This window comes from Brachybacterium sp. HMSC06H03, from assembly GCF_001807385.1.
GTDB lineage: Bacteria > Actinomycetota > Actinomycetes > Actinomycetales > Dermabacteraceae > Brachybacterium > Brachybacterium conglomeratum.
The window spans coordinates 1-18,071 of record NZ_KV788765.1 but is presented as its reverse complement, the minus strand read 5'-3'; the positions used below and the strand labels follow the sequence as shown (position 1 = coordinate 18,071).

The window sequence follows — 18,071 nt, the reverse complement described above, 5'->3', positions numbered from 1 at the left end:
GACCGCCCGGCCGGGCCCACCGCCCGTCGGCCTCCCCCGCGCCCGCCAGGCGCCGCCCGATCCGCGGCGGGCTCAGGCGGCGGGGTGGAAGTAGGTGGTGCCCAGCGATCTCGTGACGGCGCCGGTGACGCGCTGGAGCTGCTCCATCTCGTCCTCGAAGTCCTCGGTGATGTCCTCGAGCTGGCGGAAGCGCAGGCTCGCGAGCGCGCGGCCGACGATCCTGCGGCCCGGCTCGGCGGTGCCGAGACGGTCCAAGCTGTTGCCGTGGAGCTTGGCGAGGGTCTCGAGCGCCTCGTCGCTCTCGCTGAGGCAGTACGCGGCCGAGCGCGGGAAGATCGAGTCCAGCAGCAGGAACTCGATCGCGCCGGAGACGCGCACGCGGCCGCGATAGGAGCGGATGTACGCCTCGTGCGCGCTGCAGGAGCGCAGCAGCAGCACGGTCGCCGCGTCGGAGGTGTCGGAGAGGTCGTGGGCCTGGAGGTTGCGGGCGAGCATGTCGACCCGCTCCAGCAGCTGGCCCGCGCGCAGGAACAGCCATGCCTCGTCACGGGTCATCGACGCGTCCAGCAGGCCGTTGACCATGGCGCAGCGGTCCTTGGCGAACTGGAAGGCGCCGTGCATGCGGGACGGCCGCACGCCGCGCGGCATGCCGAGGGTGGCGGTGTTCAGCGACTCCCACACCTCCGTGGACAGCGCCTCGCGCACGCCGCGGGCGTTCTCCCGCGCGGCCTGGAGGGCGCCGGCGACGGAGGAGGGGTTCGCCCGGTCGGTGACCAGGCGCTCCAGCACCCGCTGCACCGTCAGGTCCTCGGCCGGCACGTCGGTGGCGCCGAAGATCCCGTACACGCCCGCGCAGGAGTCGACGGGGTCGAGGGAGGCGTCCTCGGTGATCGACTGGAGCGACACGCCGAGGATGCGCGCGGTCTGGTCGGCCCGCTCCACGTAGCGGCCGATCCAGAACATCGCGTCGGCGATCCTACTGAGCATCATGGCGGTCCTCCTCCTCGTCGTCGGCCTCGATGATCGGGATGGCGGAGGTGACCGGGTCCGGCTCGACCTCCCGCTCCTCGGCGTGCTCCTCGCGGGGGTCGTCGAACTGGTCGTGCTTGTCGTCGGTCGGGTCCTCGATCCCCTCCTCGTCCTGGTCGGCGAGACTCGAGGCGGCGGCGCCGGGGCGGCCGGCGGCGAGCACCCAGGTGTCCTTCGAGCCGCCCCCGCGGGAGGAGTTCACGATCATCTCCCCGCGCGGCAGGGCGACGCGGGTGAGCCCGCCGGGCAGCACCCATACGTCGTCCCCGCTGTTCAGGGCGAAGGGGCGCAGGTCCACGTGGCGGGGCTCCGGGCCCTCCTCCACGAGGGTGGGGATGGTGGAGAGCTGGACGACGGGCTGGGCGATCCAGCCGCGCGGATCGGCGCGCAGCCGCTTCCGCAGCGCGTCGAGCTCCTCGCGCGCGGCGGTGGGGCCGATGACGATGCCCTTGCCGCCGGAGCCGTCCACGGGCTTGACCACGAGCTCCTCGAGCCGGTCGAGCACCTCGACGAGGGAGTCGGGCTCCTCGAGCCGCCAGGTGTCGACGTTGGGGAGGATCGGCTCCTCGGAGAGGTAGTAGCGGATCAGGTCCGGGACGTAGGTGTAGGTCAGCTTGTCGTCGGCGATGCCGTTGCCGATGGCGTTGGCGACCACGACGTTGCCGGCGAGGACGGAGCGGACCAGGCCCGGCACGCCCAGCATCGAGTCGGGGCGGAACACCTCGGGGTCGAGGAAGTCGTCGTCGGTGCGCTTGTAGATGACGTCCACGCGGCGCAGACCCGCGGTGGTGCGCATGTAGATGCGATCGCCCCGCTCGACGAGGTCCGAGGCCTCCACCAGGTCGACGCCCATCGTGCGGGCGACCAGCGAGTGCTCGAAGTAGGCGCTGTTGTAGCGGCCGGGGGTCAGCACCACCACGGTCGCCTCTTCCCCCGCGGTGTCCGGGGCGGCGGCCTGCAGTGCGGCCAGCAGCCGGCCGGGGTACTCGCCGACGCGGCGCACGGGCCGGTCCGCGAACAGCTCGGGGAAGCCCTGCGCCATGGCGCGTCGGTTCGAGAGCACGTAGCTGACGCCGCTGGGGGTGCGGACGTTGTCCTCGAGCACCAGGAAGCCGCCGTCCCCGTCGCGGACCAGGTCGATGCCGGAGACGTGGAGGCGCACCCCGTTCGCCGGACGGTAGCCGCGCACCGCGTCGACCACATAGGTCGAGGAGGTCACGAGCTCCGCGGGGATCACGCCGTCGGCGATGGCGCGGCGGTCGGTGTAGACGTCGTCGAGGAAGGCCTCCAGGGCGCGGACGCGCTGGGTAACGCCGGCGGAGACCTCGGTCCACTCCTCGGCGTCGATCACCCGCGGGATCGCGTCGATCGGGAAGGGGCGTTCCTCCCCCGCGTAGTCGAAGGTGACGCCCTGGTCGAGATAGCTGCGGGCGAGGGACTCGGAGCGGGAGCGGAACTCCTCCGGCCCCAGCCCGGCCAGCGCATCGTGCAGCGCCCGATAGGTGGGGCGCACGGTGCCGTCTGCGGCGAACATCTCGTCACCGTCCGCTCCGGTGCGGGAGCTGCGGAACAGCGAGGTGTCTGACATGCCTACCATTCTCACACCGACCTCCATCCCCCTCGTGGGCGCTCCGCCCAGGAAGCGAGAACCATGTCGCTGCTCTCCCGGCTCGGCTCCGTCGCCCGTTCCCTCGCCCGCAATCCCTCGGTGCGCCGCGGCGCACGGGACCTCGGGCGCGCCGCGATCCGTTCCGTGCAGGAGCAGCGCGGCGGGTCCAGGCAGAGCCCCAGGCAGCACGACGTTGCTCGTCCCGAGGCCGACGGTCGCGTCCAGGCGGAGGGCGGCGCGCTCGCCGACCGCCGCCACGGCGTCCCGCTCGAGCTGGTCTACGCCCCGCGGGACGATGACCGCCCCGATCCGGGCGAGGTCGTGTGGGCGTGGGTCCACTACGAGGAGGACCTCTCCCAGGGCAAGGACCGTCCGGTGCTCGTGATCGCCGAGGAGGACGCCTCCGCAGGCGGGACCGACGGGACGGGGACCGTGCTGGTGGCCCTGATGCTCACCTCCCGCGACCGCACCGAGCCCGGCGCGACCCGCACCGATGAGCACGGCGCGACCTGGGTGGACATCGGCGCCGGGGAATGGGACCGGCAGGGCCGCCCCTCGGAGGTCAGGGCGGACCGCCTGCTGCGCCTGGCCCCGGGGTCGGTGCGACGCGAGGGTGGGCGGCTGGACCGCGAGCGCTACGACCGGGTCGCGGAGGCGGTGCGCGCCGTCGCGCTGTGAGCGGCCACCTCGCCGCCGGAGGTCACGCGGGCTCTGCCCTCCCGGTGCGCGGCCTGCGCGGGCGCCGAGAAGCAGTTTGGGGCGCGCGTCACGGAGCGGGAGACACGGCGCACATGAGCACCGGCCCGGGGACTGCCCTCTGTTAGCATCGCTCCTTGTATGTGTGACATACCGTTCGGTGTGCGCAGGGGCGTCCTCCCGAAGTGTCTCAGGGGACGGGCGGTTCGTGCGACCCGGGCGAGTACCCGTGGCAGCGACTCCGGTACCGACGTCTCCAGGCGAATCCCCACCGCCGTCCCCGTCGGCTCCGTTCCTCGGCAGTCCGGGATGATCCACCTCAGCAACACTGGAGAAGAGTCTTCGTGGCAAACATCAAGTCCCAGATCAAGCGCAACAAGACGAACGAGAAGGCTCGTCTGCGCAACCGCGCCGTCAAGTCGGAGCTCAAGACCTACACCCGCAAGGTGAAGGCCGCTGTCTCGACCGGCGATGCCGACGTGGCGAACGAGGCGCTGAAGTCCGCTTCGCGCAAGCTCGACAAGGCCGTCTCCAAGGGCGTCATCCACAAGAACCAGGCCGCGAACCGCAAGTCCGGTCTCGCCAAGCTGGTCGCCGGCGTCGCCAAGTGATCGTCGGTCCCTGACGGACCCCGCCCCTCCGGGGCATGAGGAGCCCGGTGCGCAGCGATGCGCACCGGGCTTCTTCATGTCCGGGGCGGAGGAGCGGTGTTCAGCGGGCGCGGCGCGCCCGGCAGATCTCCATCACCATGCGCTGCACCGACCACTGCGGGTCGCGGCCGGCGCCCTTGACCTCGTGGTCCGCGCGGGCCACGGCCTCGATCGCCCGGGCCAGGGAGCGGTCGTTCCAGCTCTTCGCCTCCCGGGAGAGGTTGCGCAGCATCCAGTCGGGCATGCCGAGGCTGCGCGGGGTCGCGTTCGGTGCGGACACCTTCGCCAGCGAGCGGACCTTCGAGGCGATCGCGGCGACGATCGGGACGGGGTCGGCGCCGGCGAGCTGAGCCTGCTGGAGCAGCTGCAGCGCGTCCTGCTCCTTGCCCGCGATCGCGGCGTCGGCGACGGCGAAGGCGGTGGACTCCACACGGCCGGAGGTCAGCGCGTGCACCTCCGCGACGGTCACCTGGGCGGGCTGCTCGCCCGGGTCGGGGGTGGTGTCCTCGATCAGCTGGCGACTGATCGCGGCGAGCTCGGCGAGGTCGGTCCCGAAGGCGTCGACGAGGGCGACCAGAGCGTCAGGCTGGATGCGACGGCGGGCACGGGCGAACTCCGCGGCGACGAAGGCCTGCTTGTCGGCGGCGCGCTTGACGGGGCTCGCGTCCACGCGCGGCACTCCCGCCTTCTTCAGGGTGTCCAGGAGCTTCTTGCCGCGATTGCCGCCGCGGTGGACGAGCACGAGGGTGACGTCCTGCTCGGGAACCTTCACGTAGTCGAGCAGCTCGAGGACGAGGGAGTCCGGGGCGGACTGCAGCTCGGGAACGACCACCAGGCGCGGCTCGCCGAACAGGGAGGGGCTCGCGACCTGGGCCAGGGCGCCGGGGCCGAGGGCCTCGCCGGAGAGGTCGTGGACCTCCACGGAGGGATCGGCCTCCTTGGCCAGGGCGCGCAGGCGCTGCACGGCTCGGTCGGCGATCAGACCCTCCGTGCCGTGGACGAGCACGATCGGGGCGAGGGCGACGCTGTGCCACTCGACATCGCTCACGGGAGCTCCTCACTGCTCAGGGGGACTGCACGATCCTAGCGGTCCGGGCCGACGCCCCGGTGCCGCTACCGCGCTGGCCCGACGCTCCGCGGCGCGGCGTCCTCGCCCGTGGGGAGCACGACGGTGCCGTGGACGTCGGTGCGCAGCACCTGGGCGCCGGTGCCGCGGACGAGGTCCAGCAGCTCGTCGGTGGGATGGCCGAAGGTGTTCTCCTGCCCTACCGGGACCAGTGCCAGGTCGGGGTCGAGCTGCTCGTAGAGCGGGGCGTGCTGGAAGCGGGAGCCGTGGTGGGCGACCTTGACGATGTCCGCCGGGCCCGGCTCGGTCGCGGCGAGCTGCTCCTGCGCGGCGGGTTCGAGGTCGCCGAGGGTGACCAGGCGCGCCCCGTCGGCCCAGCGCACCTCGAGCGCGATCGAGCAGTCGTTCGCGGCGTCGCCCTCCCCGGATCCCTGCTCGGCGGCGCTCGCCCGTTCGGCGGCCTCGGCCGAGTCCGGCCACAGCACCGTCAGGGCGAGGCCGTCCTGCTCCCAGCCGGTGCCGGTGGTCGCGACCTCGACGGGCGCTCCCGGGACGACGTCGGCCGCGGCGGCCGGCAGCGGGCACACCCACTGCGCCGCCGGGGTGCGCGCCCCGGTCAGGGCGTCCCTCCCGCCGGTATGGTCGGCGTGCGGGTGGGTGAGGACCAGCAGGTCGATATCCGGCACCTGGAGCAGGTCGAGGCAGGCGTCCAGCGCTGCGGGGTCCGGGCCGGTGTCCACCAGGACCGTCGGCCCGTCCCGGGCGGCGCCGGCGGGGCGCAGCAGCAGCGCGTCGCCCTGGCCGACGGCGCACAGGGCGAGGCTCCAGCCGGGGGTGCTGCGCACCGGCAGCATCCGCCCGATGCCGGGGGCGAGTGCGATGACCAGCACCACCGCGGTGGCCCAGCGGACGGCGGGATGGCGCCTCCCCGCGACGGCGAGACCGGCGATCAGGAGCACGGCGATCGCGCCGAGCACGCCCGTGGTCCCGTCGGGCACGGCGAGGCGGGAGCCGGGCAGGTCGTCGGCGGTGCGGGCGATCAGGAGCACCAGATGGGCCCCTCCTGCGGCGATCCCGTACAGCACCGCGGCCCCGCCGGGCCAGAGCACCCCGAGCACCAGCGCGACGAGGCCCAGCACGGTCGAGGGGCCGACGAGCGGCCCGACGAGCATGTTCACGGGCACGGCCCAGGCGGAGACCTCGGGGGTCAGCAGGATCAGCACAGGCGTGCAGGCGGCCTGGGCGACGAGCGGCACGGCGAGCACGAGCGCAGCCGTCCGGCCGAGCCGTCCGCCGCTCATCTGCTCGAGCGCGCGGGCGAGCGGCGGTGCCGCGAGCAGGATCGCCGCGGTCGCGAGGGCGGAGAGCAGGAAGCCGATCGAGGCGGCGGTGACGGGGTCGAGCACGGACCACAGCGCGACGGTGAGGGCGAGCGCGGCGACCGGGGAGGCGCGCACGCCCGCGAACCGTGCGGCGAGCAGGGGTGCGGCCATGGTCGCGGCGCGCTGCACGCTCGGCTCGTCGCCGACCAGCCACACGTACCCCGCGACCACGGCGGCGGCGATCAGCAGGCGGGGACGGCGGCGCACCCCGGCCAGCAGCAGCGGACCGAGCACGGCGGCGAGGACGAGGGCGATGTTCGCTCCGCTGACGGCCACCAGATGCGAGATCCCGGCGCGGCGCATGATCTCCTCGGTCTGCTCCCCCATGCCGCTGGTGTCCCCGGTGGTCATGCCGCGCACGAGCGCGGCCTCGTCGGGCGGGAGATGAGCGGTGGCGTCGCGGGCGATCTGCCGCAGGCGGTGCCGGGCCTCCTGGCCCGGCCCGACACCGCCCGACGCCTCCTGCGCGGGACCGACCTCGGTGGCGCGCAGGACCATCAGCGAGGCATCGCCCGAGACCCGCCCTCGCGCATGGACGGGCTCCCCGTCGCGGATCCGGGCGAGTCCCTCCGCAGCCTCGCCGTCGGCGCGCACGAGCACGGGCACGGCGGCGGTGAGCTGCTCCTGCGTCCGTCCGATCCGTGCCGGGCCCGGCTCGGTGCGGGCGACCATCTGCAGACCGGTGCGGGACCATTCCGGGCCGCCGCTCGGCGGTGCGGGGTCGCTTCCCGCGATCACGATGAGCTCGACGACGAGCCCGTCGGCGGCGGCCTCGCCGAGCACGTCGGCGGTGCCGTCGTGGCGGTGCAGCGCCGGGACCAGGAGCATCCCGGCGAGGAGCACCAGTGCGAGGTGGGCGAGGATGGTGCGCGCGCCGCGTGCGGGCCCGAGCAGGGTCAGGGCGGTCAGGGCGAGGGAGACCAGCACGGCCCCGGCGGCGATCGCGGCGGCGCCGCCGGCGGTCACTCCGAGCACCGCGAGCGCCCAGACGCAGGTCGCGCCGGGCAGAAGGCGCAGATCCGCGCGGGTCATGTCCGCTCCTCGCTCCGGGGAGGCGTGCTCACACCGTTGCCCTGTCGCGCATCTTCTCGAGGGTGGCGGGGCCGATCCCGGAGACCTCCTCGAGCTGGTCGACGCTCTCGAAGGGCCCGTTCTGCTCGCGGTGGTCCACGATGCGCTGCGCGATCGCGGGGCCGACGCCGGGCAGCTCGTCGAGCTCGGCGACGCTCGCGGTGTTCAGGTCGATCAGACCGCCGACCTCTCCCCCGCCGCCCGCCGTCCCGTCTCCGGCACCGGCGTCGCCCGCGGGCGGAGCGTCCGCGGCGGGCGCCGGGGCGGCGACGGCCGACGGCTCCTCCCCCGGGACGGGCACGTGGATCTGCTCGCCGTCGACGACGGGGCGGGCGAGGTTCACGGAGGTGAGCTCCGCGTCACCGGTCGCGCCGCCGGCGGCGCGCAGCGCGTCGTCGACCCGGGCGCCGGGCGGGAGGCGGACCACGCCGGGAGAGGCGACGGCGCCGGAGACGTGGACGACGAGCTCGGCGGGAGCGGACGAGGCGGTGGCGGTGGGGTCCCCCGAGGACTCGGCTCCGTCCCCGGTCGTCCCGTCGCCTCCCTCGAGGTCGCCGTCATCGTCGGCGCCCTCGGCCCCGTCCGACCCCTCGCCGTCGGCGCCGCCCTCCGGGACGACCGCCTCGCCCTCCGCGACCGCCACCCCGGCAGGCTCCTCCTGCGGGATCGCCGAGCCGGTGCCGGAGAGGTGGATGACCCCGGCGCCGATCAGCACCAGCACCGCGATGCCGATCAGCGCAGAGGCCGGCGGGGCGGGGAAGGGCAGTCGACGCCCCGGCCGCTCAGCGGCGTGGTCGCGTCGGCGGATCAGCGGCTGCCCGGTGCGGCGATGCCGCGCCGCGGTGCCGCGCTCCTCGGTCCCAGGTGGTGCTCCCATGCCCGCGAACCTAGGCGCGCGAGGCAGGCGCCGTCCGATCCCGCTGCCGCCCTGGGGACGGCGGGGCGCTGTGGAGGAACGGTCAGGTCCCCCGGCCCGGGATCAGTCGAGGCCGAGCACGACCAGCCACTGCCGCCAGAGCGCGGCGGCGATCACGACGACGACCAGCAGGTACCACAGCACGGTCAGCAGTCCCCAGCGGCGCAGCAGTCGTGCGAGCGGGGCTGGGAGCTTCAGATCGCCGTGCTCGATCGTGCGGGCCAGGGTCGCGAAGAACATCGGCGCGGTGACGGTCCAGATCACCATGCACCAGGGGCACAGCGCACGGATCACGAAGATCGCGGAGATCGCGAGGAAGTGGATGTAGCCGAAGGCGAAGGTCATCCCGCCCAGCCGTGCCCAGCGGAACCAGGTGGGCAGCTGCGTGCCGGAGACCATCAGCGCACCGGCCGCGGCCATGATCGCGAACCCGGCGAGTCCGATCGCCATGTTGGGGATGCCCAGCGCCGAGGACTGCCAGGTCATCATCACGTTGCCGCAGGAGATGAAGGGATTCACGTCGCAGCCGAGGCTCGCGCCGGGGTTCGCGAGCAGGAACTCCTTGCCGACCTGCAGCTCGAGGGAGGCGATCCAGCCGATGATCCCGCCCAGCAGCAGCACCAGGCCGGCCAGGCGGCTGCTCGCCCGCGGGCGGGAGGCCCGTTCGGCCGCGAGCTCGGCGTCGATCTCGGCGCGCAGCGCGGCGTCGTCGGCCGGGGCGTGCTCCGGCGTGGAGGCCGCCCCGGTGGCGGACGTGTCGGTGTTCTTCTCGCTCATGGGCTCGGTTTCCGTGCGATGTGACGGGCTGGAGGATTCAGACGACGGGATGCTCGCGGAACCACTCCGCGAGGCGGGCGTTGCCCTCGTCCATGCTCACGCGCGGCGTCCACTGCAGCATCTCGCGGGTGCGGCGCTGGTCGAACCAGTGCGCGGTGGACATCTGCTCGGCGAGGAACTCGGTCATCGGCGGCTCGTCGTGGCCCGGGCGCTTCTCCCACACCCGCTCGATGAGCCGTCCGGCGAGGCGGGCCACGCTGCCGGGGACGCGCAGGGTCGGGGCGGGCACGCCCGCGGCCTCGCACCAGCCGGCGAAGACGTCGCGGACGGTCCGCGGCTCGCCGTTGGAGATCACGAAGCTCTGCCCGTGCACGTCCGCGATCCGGTCGTGGGCGGCGACGATCGCGTCGGCGGCGTTGGTGACGTAGGTGGTGTCGATCAGGGCCATGCCCTCGTCCAGCAGCGGCAGGCGGCCGCTCGCTGCGCGGTCGACGATCCGGCCGACGAGCTGGGTGTCCCCCGGACCCCACACGATGTGGGGACGGATCGAGGTCACGGAGATCCCGTCGTTCCCGTCGGCGTCCATGGCGAGCAGCTCGGCGGCCGCCTTGGTGCGGGCGTAGGGGCCGCGGGCCCGCTCCGGGTCGGCGGGGGTCGCGTCCAGGCCCACGATCGCGCGGCCCAGGTGCGCGGCCGACGGGGTGGAGACGTTCACGAGGGCGCCGCCGCCGTTCGCGCGCAGCGCGTCCAGCACGTTCTCGGTGCCGCCGATGTTGATCGCCCGGTACTCGCTCTCGGGGCCGGAGATCGACACCTTCGCCGCGAGGTGGACGACCGCGTCCGCGCCCTGCACAGCGCGGCGCACGTCGTCGGCCTCGGTGAGGGAGCCGCAGACGTCCTGGACGCCGTCGATCCCGGCGGGGCGGCGCTGGAAGGCGCGGACCGTGGCGCCGCGGTCGCGCAGGGCGGTCGCGACGGCACCGCCGAGCATGCCGGAGGCGCCGGTGACCAGGACGGTAGGGGCGCTCACAGGGCCGCCGCCCGCTCGCCCCGCAGGGTCTGCTCGGACCAGCGCGACAGCGCCGCACGGTCGATCTTCGAGTTGTGGCGGATGTCGGTGGGCAGCGCCCGGGTCTCGAACACGGCCACGACCTCGACGCCGGCGCGCTCTCGCACGGCACGGCGCACGGCCTCGGAGAGGGAGGGGGCGGCGGGCCTCGGGCGCGCCGCCTTCCCGGGCCGGTGGCCGTCCTCGGTCTCGAGGATCACGACGACCTGCTGGGTGCCGCGCGGGCCGACGACGGCCGCGCCGGCACGGCGCACGGTCGGCACCGCCTCGGCGGCCTCCTCGACCTGGACGGGGGTGAACAGCCCGTAGGCCGTGGCGAGGACGTGCGCGGCACGGCCCTCGACCCACAGGCGTCCGGCCGTATCGAGGTGGCCGACATCGCCGGTGGCGTGCCAGCCCTCGAAGCGCATGGAGGTGTGCGTGGTGCCCCAGAGCATGAGGTAACGGTCGCGCACGTGCGGGGCGCGCACGAGGATCTCGCCGGTCACGCCGGCCTCCTCGGTGACCTCGCCGGTCGTGCGGCCCTCCTCGTCCATCACCGCGACCGCGATCTGCACGCGCGGGACGGGGGTGCCGACGCAGACGCCGTAGCCGGGGCCGGCCGCCTCGATGCCCTCGAGGTCGATCGCGGCGACGGCCAGGCACTCGGTCATGCCGTAGGGGGTCAGCGCCTTCGCCTCCGGCATGATCTCCGCCAGCCCCTGCAGCAGGTGCGCGGGGATCGGCGCGCCGGCGGAGAAGAAGCTCGCGGCGCCGGCCATCGCGGCGCGACCGGCCTCGTCGAGCTCTCCCGCGGTGTCCAGGATGTTCCGCAGCGCGGCGGGGGCGGTGAACACGGCGGGGCGGCCGAGCGCGCCGATCGCGGCGGCCAGCGCCGGAGCGGTCAGCTCGCCGGGACGGGTGATGTCCATGTCCGGCACCACCGTCGGCGCGCCGAGGGCGGGGCCCAGCAGTGCGAAGGTCGCGAAGCCGGCCACCAGACCCCGCTCGGGAGCGAGGTCGAGGGTGTCGCCGACGGCGGCGAACATGGCGCTGAGCTGGCGATGCGTCATGACCGCGCCCTTGGCGGGCCCGGTCGAGCCGGAGGTGAACAGCACCGCCGCGTCGGAGTCGGGATCCGGGTGGGCCGCGTCCAGCGGGGCGCCGAGCTCGCGCTGGAGGGCGCCGGAGCGGGCGAGCTCCGCGATCGACGTCTCGACGCCGAGCGCGGCGCGGTCCAGGGTCGGCAGCTGCTCGACGCTGATCCGCCGGCCGGGCCAGCCCATCGCGCGGGCGCCGACGAGCGCCTTCGGGATGCCGATCAGCCAGTCGATGTGCGAGCCGATCACGGCGCGGGTCAGGCCCTGGGTGCCGAGGCCCGCGTCGGCGACCACGGCCACCGCACCGATCCGGAAGCAGGCGTAGAGCACGCCGGTGAGGTCGGCGCCGGGGGTGATCAGCAGGCTGACCCGGTCGCCGGGGCGGACCCCGTGGCCGAGCAGGCCCGCGGCGATGTCCTCGACGCGGCGGTTGAGCAGCGACCAGGAGATCTCCCGCGTGCCGCCGTCCTCGTCGGCGCCGAGCTCGACCACGGCCGGCCGATGGGCGTGCACCGGATCCGCGGCCAGGCGCGCGATCGGCTCGCCGATCGGGGCGGCGGGCACCTGCTCGGCGGCGTAGGCGGAGACGGGGCGCCGGGTCGGGGCCTCGGTGCGGGGCGTGCCGGCGGCGGAGAAGGTCGCCTCCAGCCACTGGGCGACGAGCCCGGCGACGTCGGCGTCCTCCCACACCAGGTGGGAGGCGCCCTCGAAGCGGTGCACGTCCGCGTGCGGGACGCGCTGGATCAGGTCGCGCAGGAAGCGGTCCGAGAAGGTGATGTCGCGCGGGCCCCAGGCGAAGAGCGTGGGGACCTGCAGGTGGGTGAGCCCCTCGGCGACCCGGTCCAGGGTGGCACGGGAGGGGTGGTCCGCGGCGGCGGGGATGTCGGCGACGAACTGGTCGATGCCGCGGCGACGCGCGCGGGAGCGGTAGGGCGCGAGATAGGCGTCCTGGACGTCCTTCGACAGCGACGGCTTCGACAGCGACAGGGTGGTGCGCAGGAAGGCGTCGGTCAGCGAGGTCGAGGCGGTACGGAAGCCGGGGGTGGTCGCGAGCTGCAGCGCCTTCGGCAGCGCCTCCTCGATCCGCTGGTGCACGCCGGTGTTGGTGAGGATCATGCCGACCACGTCGTGGCGGTTGTCCAGCGCCCAGCCGGTCGAGATCAGCCCGCCCCAGTCGTGGCCGACGGTGACGACCGGTCCGTGCAGGGACAGCGCGTCGGTCAGCAGGGAGAGATCGGTGATGCGGTCCTGGTAGCGGCGGGTCACGCCGGTGCGCTCGGAGTAGCCCATCTCGAGCTGGTCCACGGCGATGAGCCGCCAGGGGATGTCCTCGCGCACCAGGGAGCGGAACAGGAAGGACCAGGTGGGGTTGCCGTGGACGGCCAGCAGGGTGCCGCGCGGGGTGATGCCGCGCTCGGCGAGCCAGGGGCCGGAGTCCAGCAGGTGCCACTGCCGCAGCTCACCGGTGTGGTCACGGACCTGCTCGGTACGGTGCAGCACCGGGTCCAGGCCCGGCACGTCGGGGATCTCGGGGGTGCTCTTCACCACTGGACCTCCATCATCGCCGTGTTCAGTCCGGAGCCGACGCCCATCAGCAGCAACCGCTGGCCGCGTTCGATGTCGTCCTGGATGTGCGCGAGGGTCATCGGGACCGCCTCCGCGGCGATGTTCCCCCAGTCCGGGAAGGTGACGGGGATGCGCTCCATCCCCACCCCGGTGATCTTCGAGAAGTTGCGGGTGTAGACCATCGAGACCTGGTGCGGGATGACGTAGTCGACGCCCTTGAAGTCGAGCCCGGAGTCGTTGGCGGCCTTCCAGGTGTCCACGATCAGGTTGATGCCGTTCTCGAGCAGGCCGTTGGAGTCCGTCCGCATGTCCTCCATGTTCGCCACGCACAGCTCGTGGTGCTCGGTGCCCGAGCGCGCCTGGGTGACCTTCAGCCGGTGCCCCTCGGGGTGCTCGTCGGCCGGACCCAGCACGGCGGCCGCGGCGCCGGAGCCGAGAGTGAGCGAGGCGAACTGGTTGTTGAAATCGGCGCGGGTCGAGCCCTTGGTGTTCAGGCGCTCGATCGTGCCGCGCTGGACGTCCTCGACGTCCTCCGCGCCCACGATCAGCGCATACTTCACCTGGCCGGAGTCGATCATGCCGGCGGCCATGGTCATCGCGTTGACGAAGCCGAGGCAGGCGTTGGTGATGTCGAAGTTCATGCAGGCCGCCGGCAGGCCGAGCGAGTGATGGATGCCCGTGGAGACCGCGGGCTCGAGGTGACGGCGGGAGACGGAGGCGTTGATCAGCAGGCCCACCTGGTCGCGCATGATCCCGGCCTTGGCCATCGCGCGCTCGGCGGCGAGCACGACGCCCTGCTTCCAGCCGTTCTCGCGGTCGCGCCACCACTTGCGCTCGTAGACGCCGGCGACGCGCTGCAGCACGCCCTTGGGCAGGCGCAGCCGCTTGCGGGCCGGGGCCAGCATCTCGTCGATCTCGTCCGAGGTCACCGTCACCTGCGGCAGAGTCCCCTCGACCGCCAGCAGGCTCGTGTTCGAGTGGACGATCCCTGTGTTGCCGTTCCCCATCTGCCTGCGCTACCTCGTCGTTCGATCAGTTCGTGTGCTTGTCGTCGATGCATGGCGGCCGCGCGGAGCCCGGCACATGCCTCTGCCATCCTCCCACCGGAGCCTGGGGAGTCCCCCAGGGGGTGGCGGATCCCACGTCCCCGTCCTCGAGGTGGTGACCGAGGTGGTGGCGGGCGAAGGCGAGCGACTGACGCAGCGTGCGCTCGCGCGCGACGGGGTCGCGGCTGGTGGTGACCTCCAGCAGCACCGAGCCCTCCCAGCCGCGGTTGGCGAGGCGCCGCAGCACCTCCGCACAGGGCTGGTTGCCCTCGCCGGGAGGCAGGTGCTCGTCCTTGGTGGTGTTGCCGGACCCGTCGGCGAGGTGGAGGTGGGTGAGCCTGTCGCCGAGCCGCTCGATCATCTCCAGCGCGTCGTCCCCGGCGGTCGCGGCGTGGGAGAGGTCGACGGTGACGTGGGCGTAGTCCTCGTCGGTCGGGTCGTGGTCGGGGAGGTAGTTCAGCACCTCGCGCACCCCGAGCCGCCAGGGGTACATGTTCTCGACCGCGATCGCGATGCCGTGCTCGTCCTCGAGGCGGGCGACGCCCTCGACGAAGCCGCGCGCGTACTTGCCCTGCCACCGGAACGGCGGATGGGCGACGATCGTCGGGACGTCCAGCGCCTTCGCGATCTCGATCGTGCGCTCGATCTTCACCCAGGCGTCACGACCCCACAGCCCCTGCAGGAAGAACAGCGTCGGGGCGTGGAGGGAGAGGATCGGCAGGCCGTAGCGGCGGGAGTACTCCGCCAGCAGGTCCGGGTCCTGGCTGTCGCGCGGATAGGAGACCATCACCTCCATGCCGTCGTAGCCGATCTCGGCGGCGAGACGGAACGCCTCCTCCACCCCCGAGGGGAACACGGAGGAGGTGGACAGGCCCACGGGGATGCGGCGGCGCGGCGACTGCTCGCTGCGCGGGTCCCCGGCGGAGAGACGACGGGACAGCGCCTCGCGCGCCCCGCGCTGCGCGCTGTTGGGGCGGGTGAACGGCTTGCGGCCCCCGTTCGTGGACGGGTTCTCCGACTCGCTGTCGCGGCGTGGACTCACGGCACCTCCTGGGCTGTCTCGCGAGGCAAGTATGCACCGTCGGGCGCCCCTAGACTCGTCCGCATGCCGGTCCGAGAACTCACCCCGACGGACGCCCTCGCCTACAGACTGCTCACCTCCAGCGCCTTCGGCGGGTCCGTCGATCCCGCCGATCCCGCCGCCTCCGCTCCTCTCTCCCCCGGTCAGACCGCGATCGGGATCGACTCGGCCGCGCTGCCGGGAGGAGCCGGCGGGGTGCTCGCCGCGGCCGCGCGGATTCGGCACGACGAGATCTCCCTCGGCGGCGGGCGGGTGCGCTGCGGCGGCATCGCCGGGCTCGCGGTCCATCCCGCGCATCGCGGCGAGGGGCTGTTCGCCGAGCTGCTCGCTGCGGTGCTCGCCCGCTGCGACGAGGAGTCGCTGCCGGTCTCGATGCTCTATCCCTCGAACCCCGAGATCTACCGCCGCCACGGATATCAGGTGGTCGCGCGCGTCGAGACGCTCGAGGTGCCGCTGGTGGACCTGCAGCGCCTGCGGTCCGTGCCCGGCCGGCGCACCGTCCCGGTCACCGCTGCGAGCATGCCGCGCGTGCGCGCGCTGTACGAGGAGGTGACGGCCGGGGACAACGCCATGCTGCGTCGCCAGGGGCCGCTGTTCCCGGACGGGCTCCCCGGTCAGGGCTGGGAGGCCGTGCTGCTCGTCGGCGCGGACGGCCAGGATCGCGGTTACGCCTCCTGGACCCGGCGCAGGGGCGAGGGTCCCGGTCTCGAGGTGCACGAGGTGCTGGGGCGGGACCGGGAGGACCTCCGCGCCCTGCTGCGCGTGATCGGCTCGTGGTCGACGGTGACCGAGTCGGTGCGGCTGCGCGTGCGGACGGAGGATCCCGTGCTGGACGTGCTGCCCGGCGGCGGCTCCCGTCCCGCCGGCGGGACGGTGCCGCTGGTGATGATGCGCGTGGTCGACACCGCGGCGCTGCTCACGGCACGGCCGGCACCGACCGGGCTCTCCGGCGCGCTGCGGCTCGAGGTCACGGACGACACGGTCCCCGCGGGGACCTGCCGTGCCGAGGGGCTCTTCGACGTGCACGTCGCCGACGGGCGCGTCCGCGCCGTCACGGTCCCGAGGAGCGGGACGACCTCGGCGCAGTCGTCGGCCGGGCCGTCGGCCGCCCATTCACCCGAGGCGACCGCGGGAACGGTCCTGCTCGACGTCCACGCGGCCTCCCTGCTGCTCGTCGGCGGCCGCTCCCTCGCCGACGCGCGTCGGCTGGGACTTCGCGCCGATGCCGACGCGCCCGCCGAGGCGCTGCTCGACGCGCTGCTGGCCGGCCCCCGGCCGAGCGTGCTCGACGCGTTCTGAGCCCGCGCACCCCGCCCCTCCGCGCCCGTCCCTGCGCCCACTCCCCCGACCCACCCCGATCCCGGAGCACCCCACCCATGGCCAAGCTGCACTTCAAGTACGGAGCGATGAACTCCGGGAAGTCCGACACCCTGATCAAGACCGCCTACAACTACGACGAACGAGGGCTGGCGACGCTGACGGTCAAGCCCGCCCTGGACACCAAGGGCGAGGACTGGGTGGTGGCCCGCGGCGGGGCGAGCCGGCGTGTGGACGTGCTCGCCCATCCGGGCGAGGACCTGCGGGAGCGGGTCTCCCGGGCCGCCGACGAGCGGGGCCTGCGGCCGCTGCACTGCGTGCTCGTGGACGAGTCCCAGTTCCTCGAGCCGCTGCAGATCGACCAGCTCTTCCGCATCGCGAAACAGGACGCGATCTCGGTGATCTGCTACGGGCTGCGCACCGACTTCCGCACCACGACCTTCCCCGGGGCGCAGCGGCTGTTCGAGCTCGCGGACAACGTCGAGAAGCTGCCGACGATGTGCCGCTGCGGCGCGCAGGCCGAGTTCAACTGCCGGCGCGTCGGCGAGCGGTTCGTGTTCGAGGGCGATCAGGTCGCGATCGACGACGGCGACCACGGCGTCGTCACCTACATGTCGCTGTGCGGGAACTGCTTCATGGACGAGCAGCGGCGCGCCGGCGTCACCGTGCTGGGGTGAGGCCGGCGCGCCGCTGCGCGTCGGGGCGGTCCCGTCGGACCCGGGGTCTGCTCAGGAGCTGAGGGGCTTGTCCTCTCCCACCTCGGCCTCGCCGCCGGCGGCCGCGCTGCCGTCGGCGAGGTCCGTGTCGGCGGAGGCGTCCGCGACCTTCGCCGCGTCCTCGTCGAGGGTCGCGTCGGAGCTGTTCGAGAGGCGCTCCTTGGCGGCGCCGGCCGCGCCGACCACCGCTCCCTGGGCGGCGGAGGCGACCTCGGGGGCCTTGTCCTTGACGGTCCCGGCGGTGTCCTGCGCGACGCGGGTCGCGGTGTCCTTGGCCTGCGTCGCGCGGCGCTGGACCTCGGGATCGTCGGCGACCTGGCGGGCAGTGCGCTCGAGGGACTCGTAGGGGCCGCGGCCCGCACGGGACCCGATCACGAAGCCGATGCCGAGACCGGCCAGGAAAATGAACTTCTTCATCGATGCCTCCAGTGGCGTCCGGGTGATGTGTGGTGCGGTGTGCTCCCGCATCGTGTCACAGTCGCCGGGGCGCTCGGAGGCGGATCCTGACCGGACGGTCCGCGCGGAGTCGTCCCGGAACCGTCCCGATCCGGCCACAGGATCTCCACGCCTGCGCGCCGCTCGGGCCCGCCGCGGACTCGCCGAGGACCTACGATCGGGGTGACGGGCGATGGTGCCCGCGCCGTCGCCCCCGAGGGTCCGGCGAGATCCGTGATCGAGGAGAAGACCCGCGTTGTCCCCCGTGCCCCAGCCCTCCGACCGCGACGCCCTGCGCACGACCGCCCTCACCGCCGAGGACGTCGCCGCCCAGGTGCGCACCTGGGTGCAGGACGCCGCCGGACGCGAGGTCCCGGCCGCCGCCGGACTCCTCTCCGACCTGCTGCGCGATCCGAAGGGGCTCGACTTCACGCTCGCCTTCGTGGACCGGGTGATCCGTCCCGAGGACCCCCGCGCCGCGGCGGTCGAGCTGCGTCGCCTCGCCCAGGACCCGCCGGCCTTCCTCCCCGCCCCGCTGCGCCGCGTCGTCGGCCTCGGCGGCGCCG

The 18,071-nt window shown here is 73.9% G+C and carries 16 protein-coding genes; 5 read left to right on the top strand and 11 right to left on the bottom strand.

Annotation, left to right across the window (positions count from 1 at the left end; all coding sequences use genetic code 11):
• Nucleotides 1-72: 72 nt before the first annotated feature.
• Both HMPREF3159_RS07660 and HMPREF3159_RS07655 read right to left on the bottom strand, forming a co-directional pair.
• Complete coding sequence (locus tag HMPREF3159_RS07660) at nucleotides 73-990, bottom strand: alpha-E domain-containing protein (protein WP_083305860.1); 918 nt, start codon at nucleotides 988-990, stop codon at nucleotides 73-75.
• On the bottom strand, nucleotides 977-2,617 hold the full coding sequence (locus tag HMPREF3159_RS07655) for a circularly permuted type 2 ATP-grasp protein (protein WP_070500497.1): 1,641 nt from the start codon (nucleotides 2,615-2,617) through the stop codon (nucleotides 977-979). Before HMPREF3159_RS07655 ends, HMPREF3159_RS07660 begins: the two co-directional genes overlap by 14 nt.
• A gap of 63 nt (nucleotides 2,618-2,680) precedes the next feature.
• Between HMPREF3159_RS07655 and HMPREF3159_RS07650 the strand changes: the two genes are divergently transcribed.
• Nucleotides 2,681-3,316 (top strand): type II toxin-antitoxin system PemK/MazF family toxin, encoded by a 636-nt coding sequence (locus HMPREF3159_RS07650; RefSeq protein WP_070500496.1) that lies wholly within the window; start codon nucleotides 2,681-2,683, stop codon nucleotides 3,314-3,316.
• 362 nt (nucleotides 3,317-3,678) lie between these two features.
• On the top strand, nucleotides 3,679-3,945 hold the full coding sequence (rpsT, locus tag HMPREF3159_RS07645; protein WP_062950649.1) for a 30S ribosomal protein S20: 267 nt from the start codon (nucleotides 3,679-3,681) through the stop codon (nucleotides 3,943-3,945).
• Nucleotides 3,946-4,045: 100 nt separating this feature from the next.
• Here rpsT and holA read toward each other — a convergent pair whose 3' ends face one another.
• From holA to HMPREF3159_RS07605, 8 genes are all read right to left on the bottom strand, one after another.
• A complete protein-coding gene (holA, locus tag HMPREF3159_RS07640) occupies nucleotides 4,046-5,032 on the bottom strand; it encodes a DNA polymerase III subunit delta (RefSeq protein WP_070500495.1) in 987 nt (328 codons plus the stop codon).
• A gap of 65 nt (nucleotides 5,033-5,097) precedes the next feature.
• The gene (locus HMPREF3159_RS07635; protein WP_070500494.1) at nucleotides 5,098-7,464 is read right to left on the bottom strand and encodes a ComEC/Rec2 family competence protein; all 2,367 of its coding nucleotides are present in this window, start codon (nucleotides 7,462-7,464) and stop codon (nucleotides 5,098-5,100) included.
• A gap of 28 nt (nucleotides 7,465-7,492) precedes the next feature.
• Nucleotides 7,493-8,380 carry a ComEA family DNA-binding protein gene (locus HMPREF3159_RS07630; protein ID WP_070500493.1) on the bottom strand — a complete coding sequence of 296 codons (888 nt, stop codon included), beginning with the start codon at nucleotides 8,378-8,380 and terminating at the stop codon, nucleotides 7,493-7,495.
• A gap of 102 nt (nucleotides 8,381-8,482) precedes the next feature.
• Complete coding sequence (locus HMPREF3159_RS07625; protein ID WP_070500492.1) at nucleotides 8,483-9,196, bottom strand: vitamin K epoxide reductase family protein; 714 nt, start codon at nucleotides 9,194-9,196, stop codon at nucleotides 8,483-8,485.
• 37 nt (nucleotides 9,197-9,233) lie between these two features.
• The gene (locus HMPREF3159_RS07620) at nucleotides 9,234-10,226 is read right to left on the bottom strand and encodes an NAD-dependent epimerase/dehydratase family protein (RefSeq protein ID WP_070500491.1); all 993 of its coding nucleotides are present in this window, start codon (nucleotides 10,224-10,226) and stop codon (nucleotides 9,234-9,236) included.
• Entirely contained in the window at nucleotides 10,223-12,892 is a 2,670-nt protein-coding gene (locus tag HMPREF3159_RS07615) for an alpha/beta fold hydrolase (protein WP_070500490.1), read from the bottom strand. Before HMPREF3159_RS07615 ends, HMPREF3159_RS07620 begins: the two co-directional genes overlap by 4 nt.
• Nucleotides 12,886-13,917 carry a 3-oxoacyl-ACP synthase III gene (locus HMPREF3159_RS07610; protein WP_070500489.1) on the bottom strand — a complete coding sequence of 344 codons (1,032 nt, stop codon included), beginning with the start codon at nucleotides 13,915-13,917 and terminating at the stop codon, nucleotides 12,886-12,888. Before HMPREF3159_RS07610 ends, HMPREF3159_RS07615 begins: the two co-directional genes overlap by 7 nt.
• A 25-nt stretch (nucleotides 13,918-13,942) precedes the next feature.
• Entirely contained in the window at nucleotides 13,943-14,998 is a 1,056-nt protein-coding gene (locus HMPREF3159_RS07605) for a sugar phosphate isomerase/epimerase family protein (protein ID WP_246821553.1), read from the bottom strand.
• Between the two features lie 63 nt (nucleotides 14,999-15,061).
• Here HMPREF3159_RS07605 and eis point away from each other — a divergent pair, with 63 nt between their 5' ends.
• Together eis and HMPREF3159_RS07595 are read left to right on the top strand one after the other, a co-directional pair.
• On the top strand, nucleotides 15,062-16,336 hold the full coding sequence (gene eis / locus HMPREF3159_RS07600) for a GNAT family N-acetyltransferase (protein ID WP_070500488.1): 1,275 nt from the start codon (nucleotides 15,062-15,064) through the stop codon (nucleotides 16,334-16,336).
• 77 nt (nucleotides 16,337-16,413) lie between these two features.
• A complete protein-coding gene (locus tag HMPREF3159_RS07595; RefSeq protein WP_070500487.1) occupies nucleotides 16,414-17,031 on the top strand; it encodes a thymidine kinase in 618 nt (205 codons plus the stop codon).
• A gap of 51 nt (nucleotides 17,032-17,082) precedes the next feature.
• On the opposite strand, the gene HMPREF3159_RS07590 is transcribed toward HMPREF3159_RS07595, so the two are convergent.
• Nucleotides 17,083-17,487, bottom strand: a complete 405-nt coding sequence (locus tag HMPREF3159_RS07590) for a hypothetical protein (RefSeq protein ID WP_070500486.1) — start codon at nucleotides 17,485-17,487, stop codon at nucleotides 17,083-17,085.
• Between the two features lie 283 nt (nucleotides 17,488-17,770).
• Here HMPREF3159_RS07590 and HMPREF3159_RS17055 point away from each other — a divergent pair.
• The coding region (locus HMPREF3159_RS17055) for a hypothetical protein (protein ID WP_141748128.1) at nucleotides 17,771-18,071 on the top strand (301 nt) is incomplete at its 3' end.

What these genes read in the sequence shown, in the direction of transcription:
- HMPREF3159_RS07650 (WP_070500496.1), top strand. Translation starts at nt 2,681, where the DNA reads ATGTCGCTGCTCTCCCGGCTCGGCTCCGTCGCCCGTTCCCTCGCCCGC.
- HMPREF3159_RS07610 (WP_070500489.1), bottom strand. Translation starts at nt 13,917, where the DNA reads ATGGGGAACGGCAACACAGGGATCGTCCACTCGAACACGAGCCTGCTG.
- HMPREF3159_RS07635 (WP_070500494.1), bottom strand. Translation starts at nt 7,464, where the DNA reads ATGACCCGCGCGGATCTGCGCCTTCTGCCCGGCGCGACCTGCGTCTGG.
- HMPREF3159_RS07655 (WP_070500497.1), bottom strand. Translation starts at nt 2,617, where the DNA reads ATGTCAGACACCTCGCTGTTCCGCAGCTCCCGCACCGGAGCGGACGGT.
- HMPREF3159_RS07590 (WP_070500486.1), bottom strand. Translation starts at nt 17,487, where the DNA reads ATGAAGAAGTTCATTTTCCTGGCCGGTCTCGGCATCGGCTTCGTGATC.
- eis (WP_070500488.1), top strand. Translation starts at nt 15,062, where the DNA reads ATGCCGGTCCGAGAACTCACCCCGACGGACGCCCTCGCCTACAGACTG.
- HMPREF3159_RS07595 (WP_070500487.1), top strand. Translation starts at nt 16,414, where the DNA reads ATGGCCAAGCTGCACTTCAAGTACGGAGCGATGAACTCCGGGAAGTCC.
- HMPREF3159_RS07630 (WP_070500493.1), bottom strand. Translation starts at nt 8,380, where the DNA reads ATGGGAGCACCACCTGGGACCGAGGAGCGCGGCACCGCGGCGCGGCAT.
- HMPREF3159_RS07660 (WP_083305860.1), bottom strand. Translation starts at nt 990, where the DNA reads ATGATGCTCAGTAGGATCGCCGACGCGATGTTCTGGATCGGCCGCTAC.
- HMPREF3159_RS07625 (WP_070500492.1), bottom strand. Translation starts at nt 9,196, where the DNA reads ATGAGCGAGAAGAACACCGACACGTCCGCCACCGGGGCGGCCTCCACG.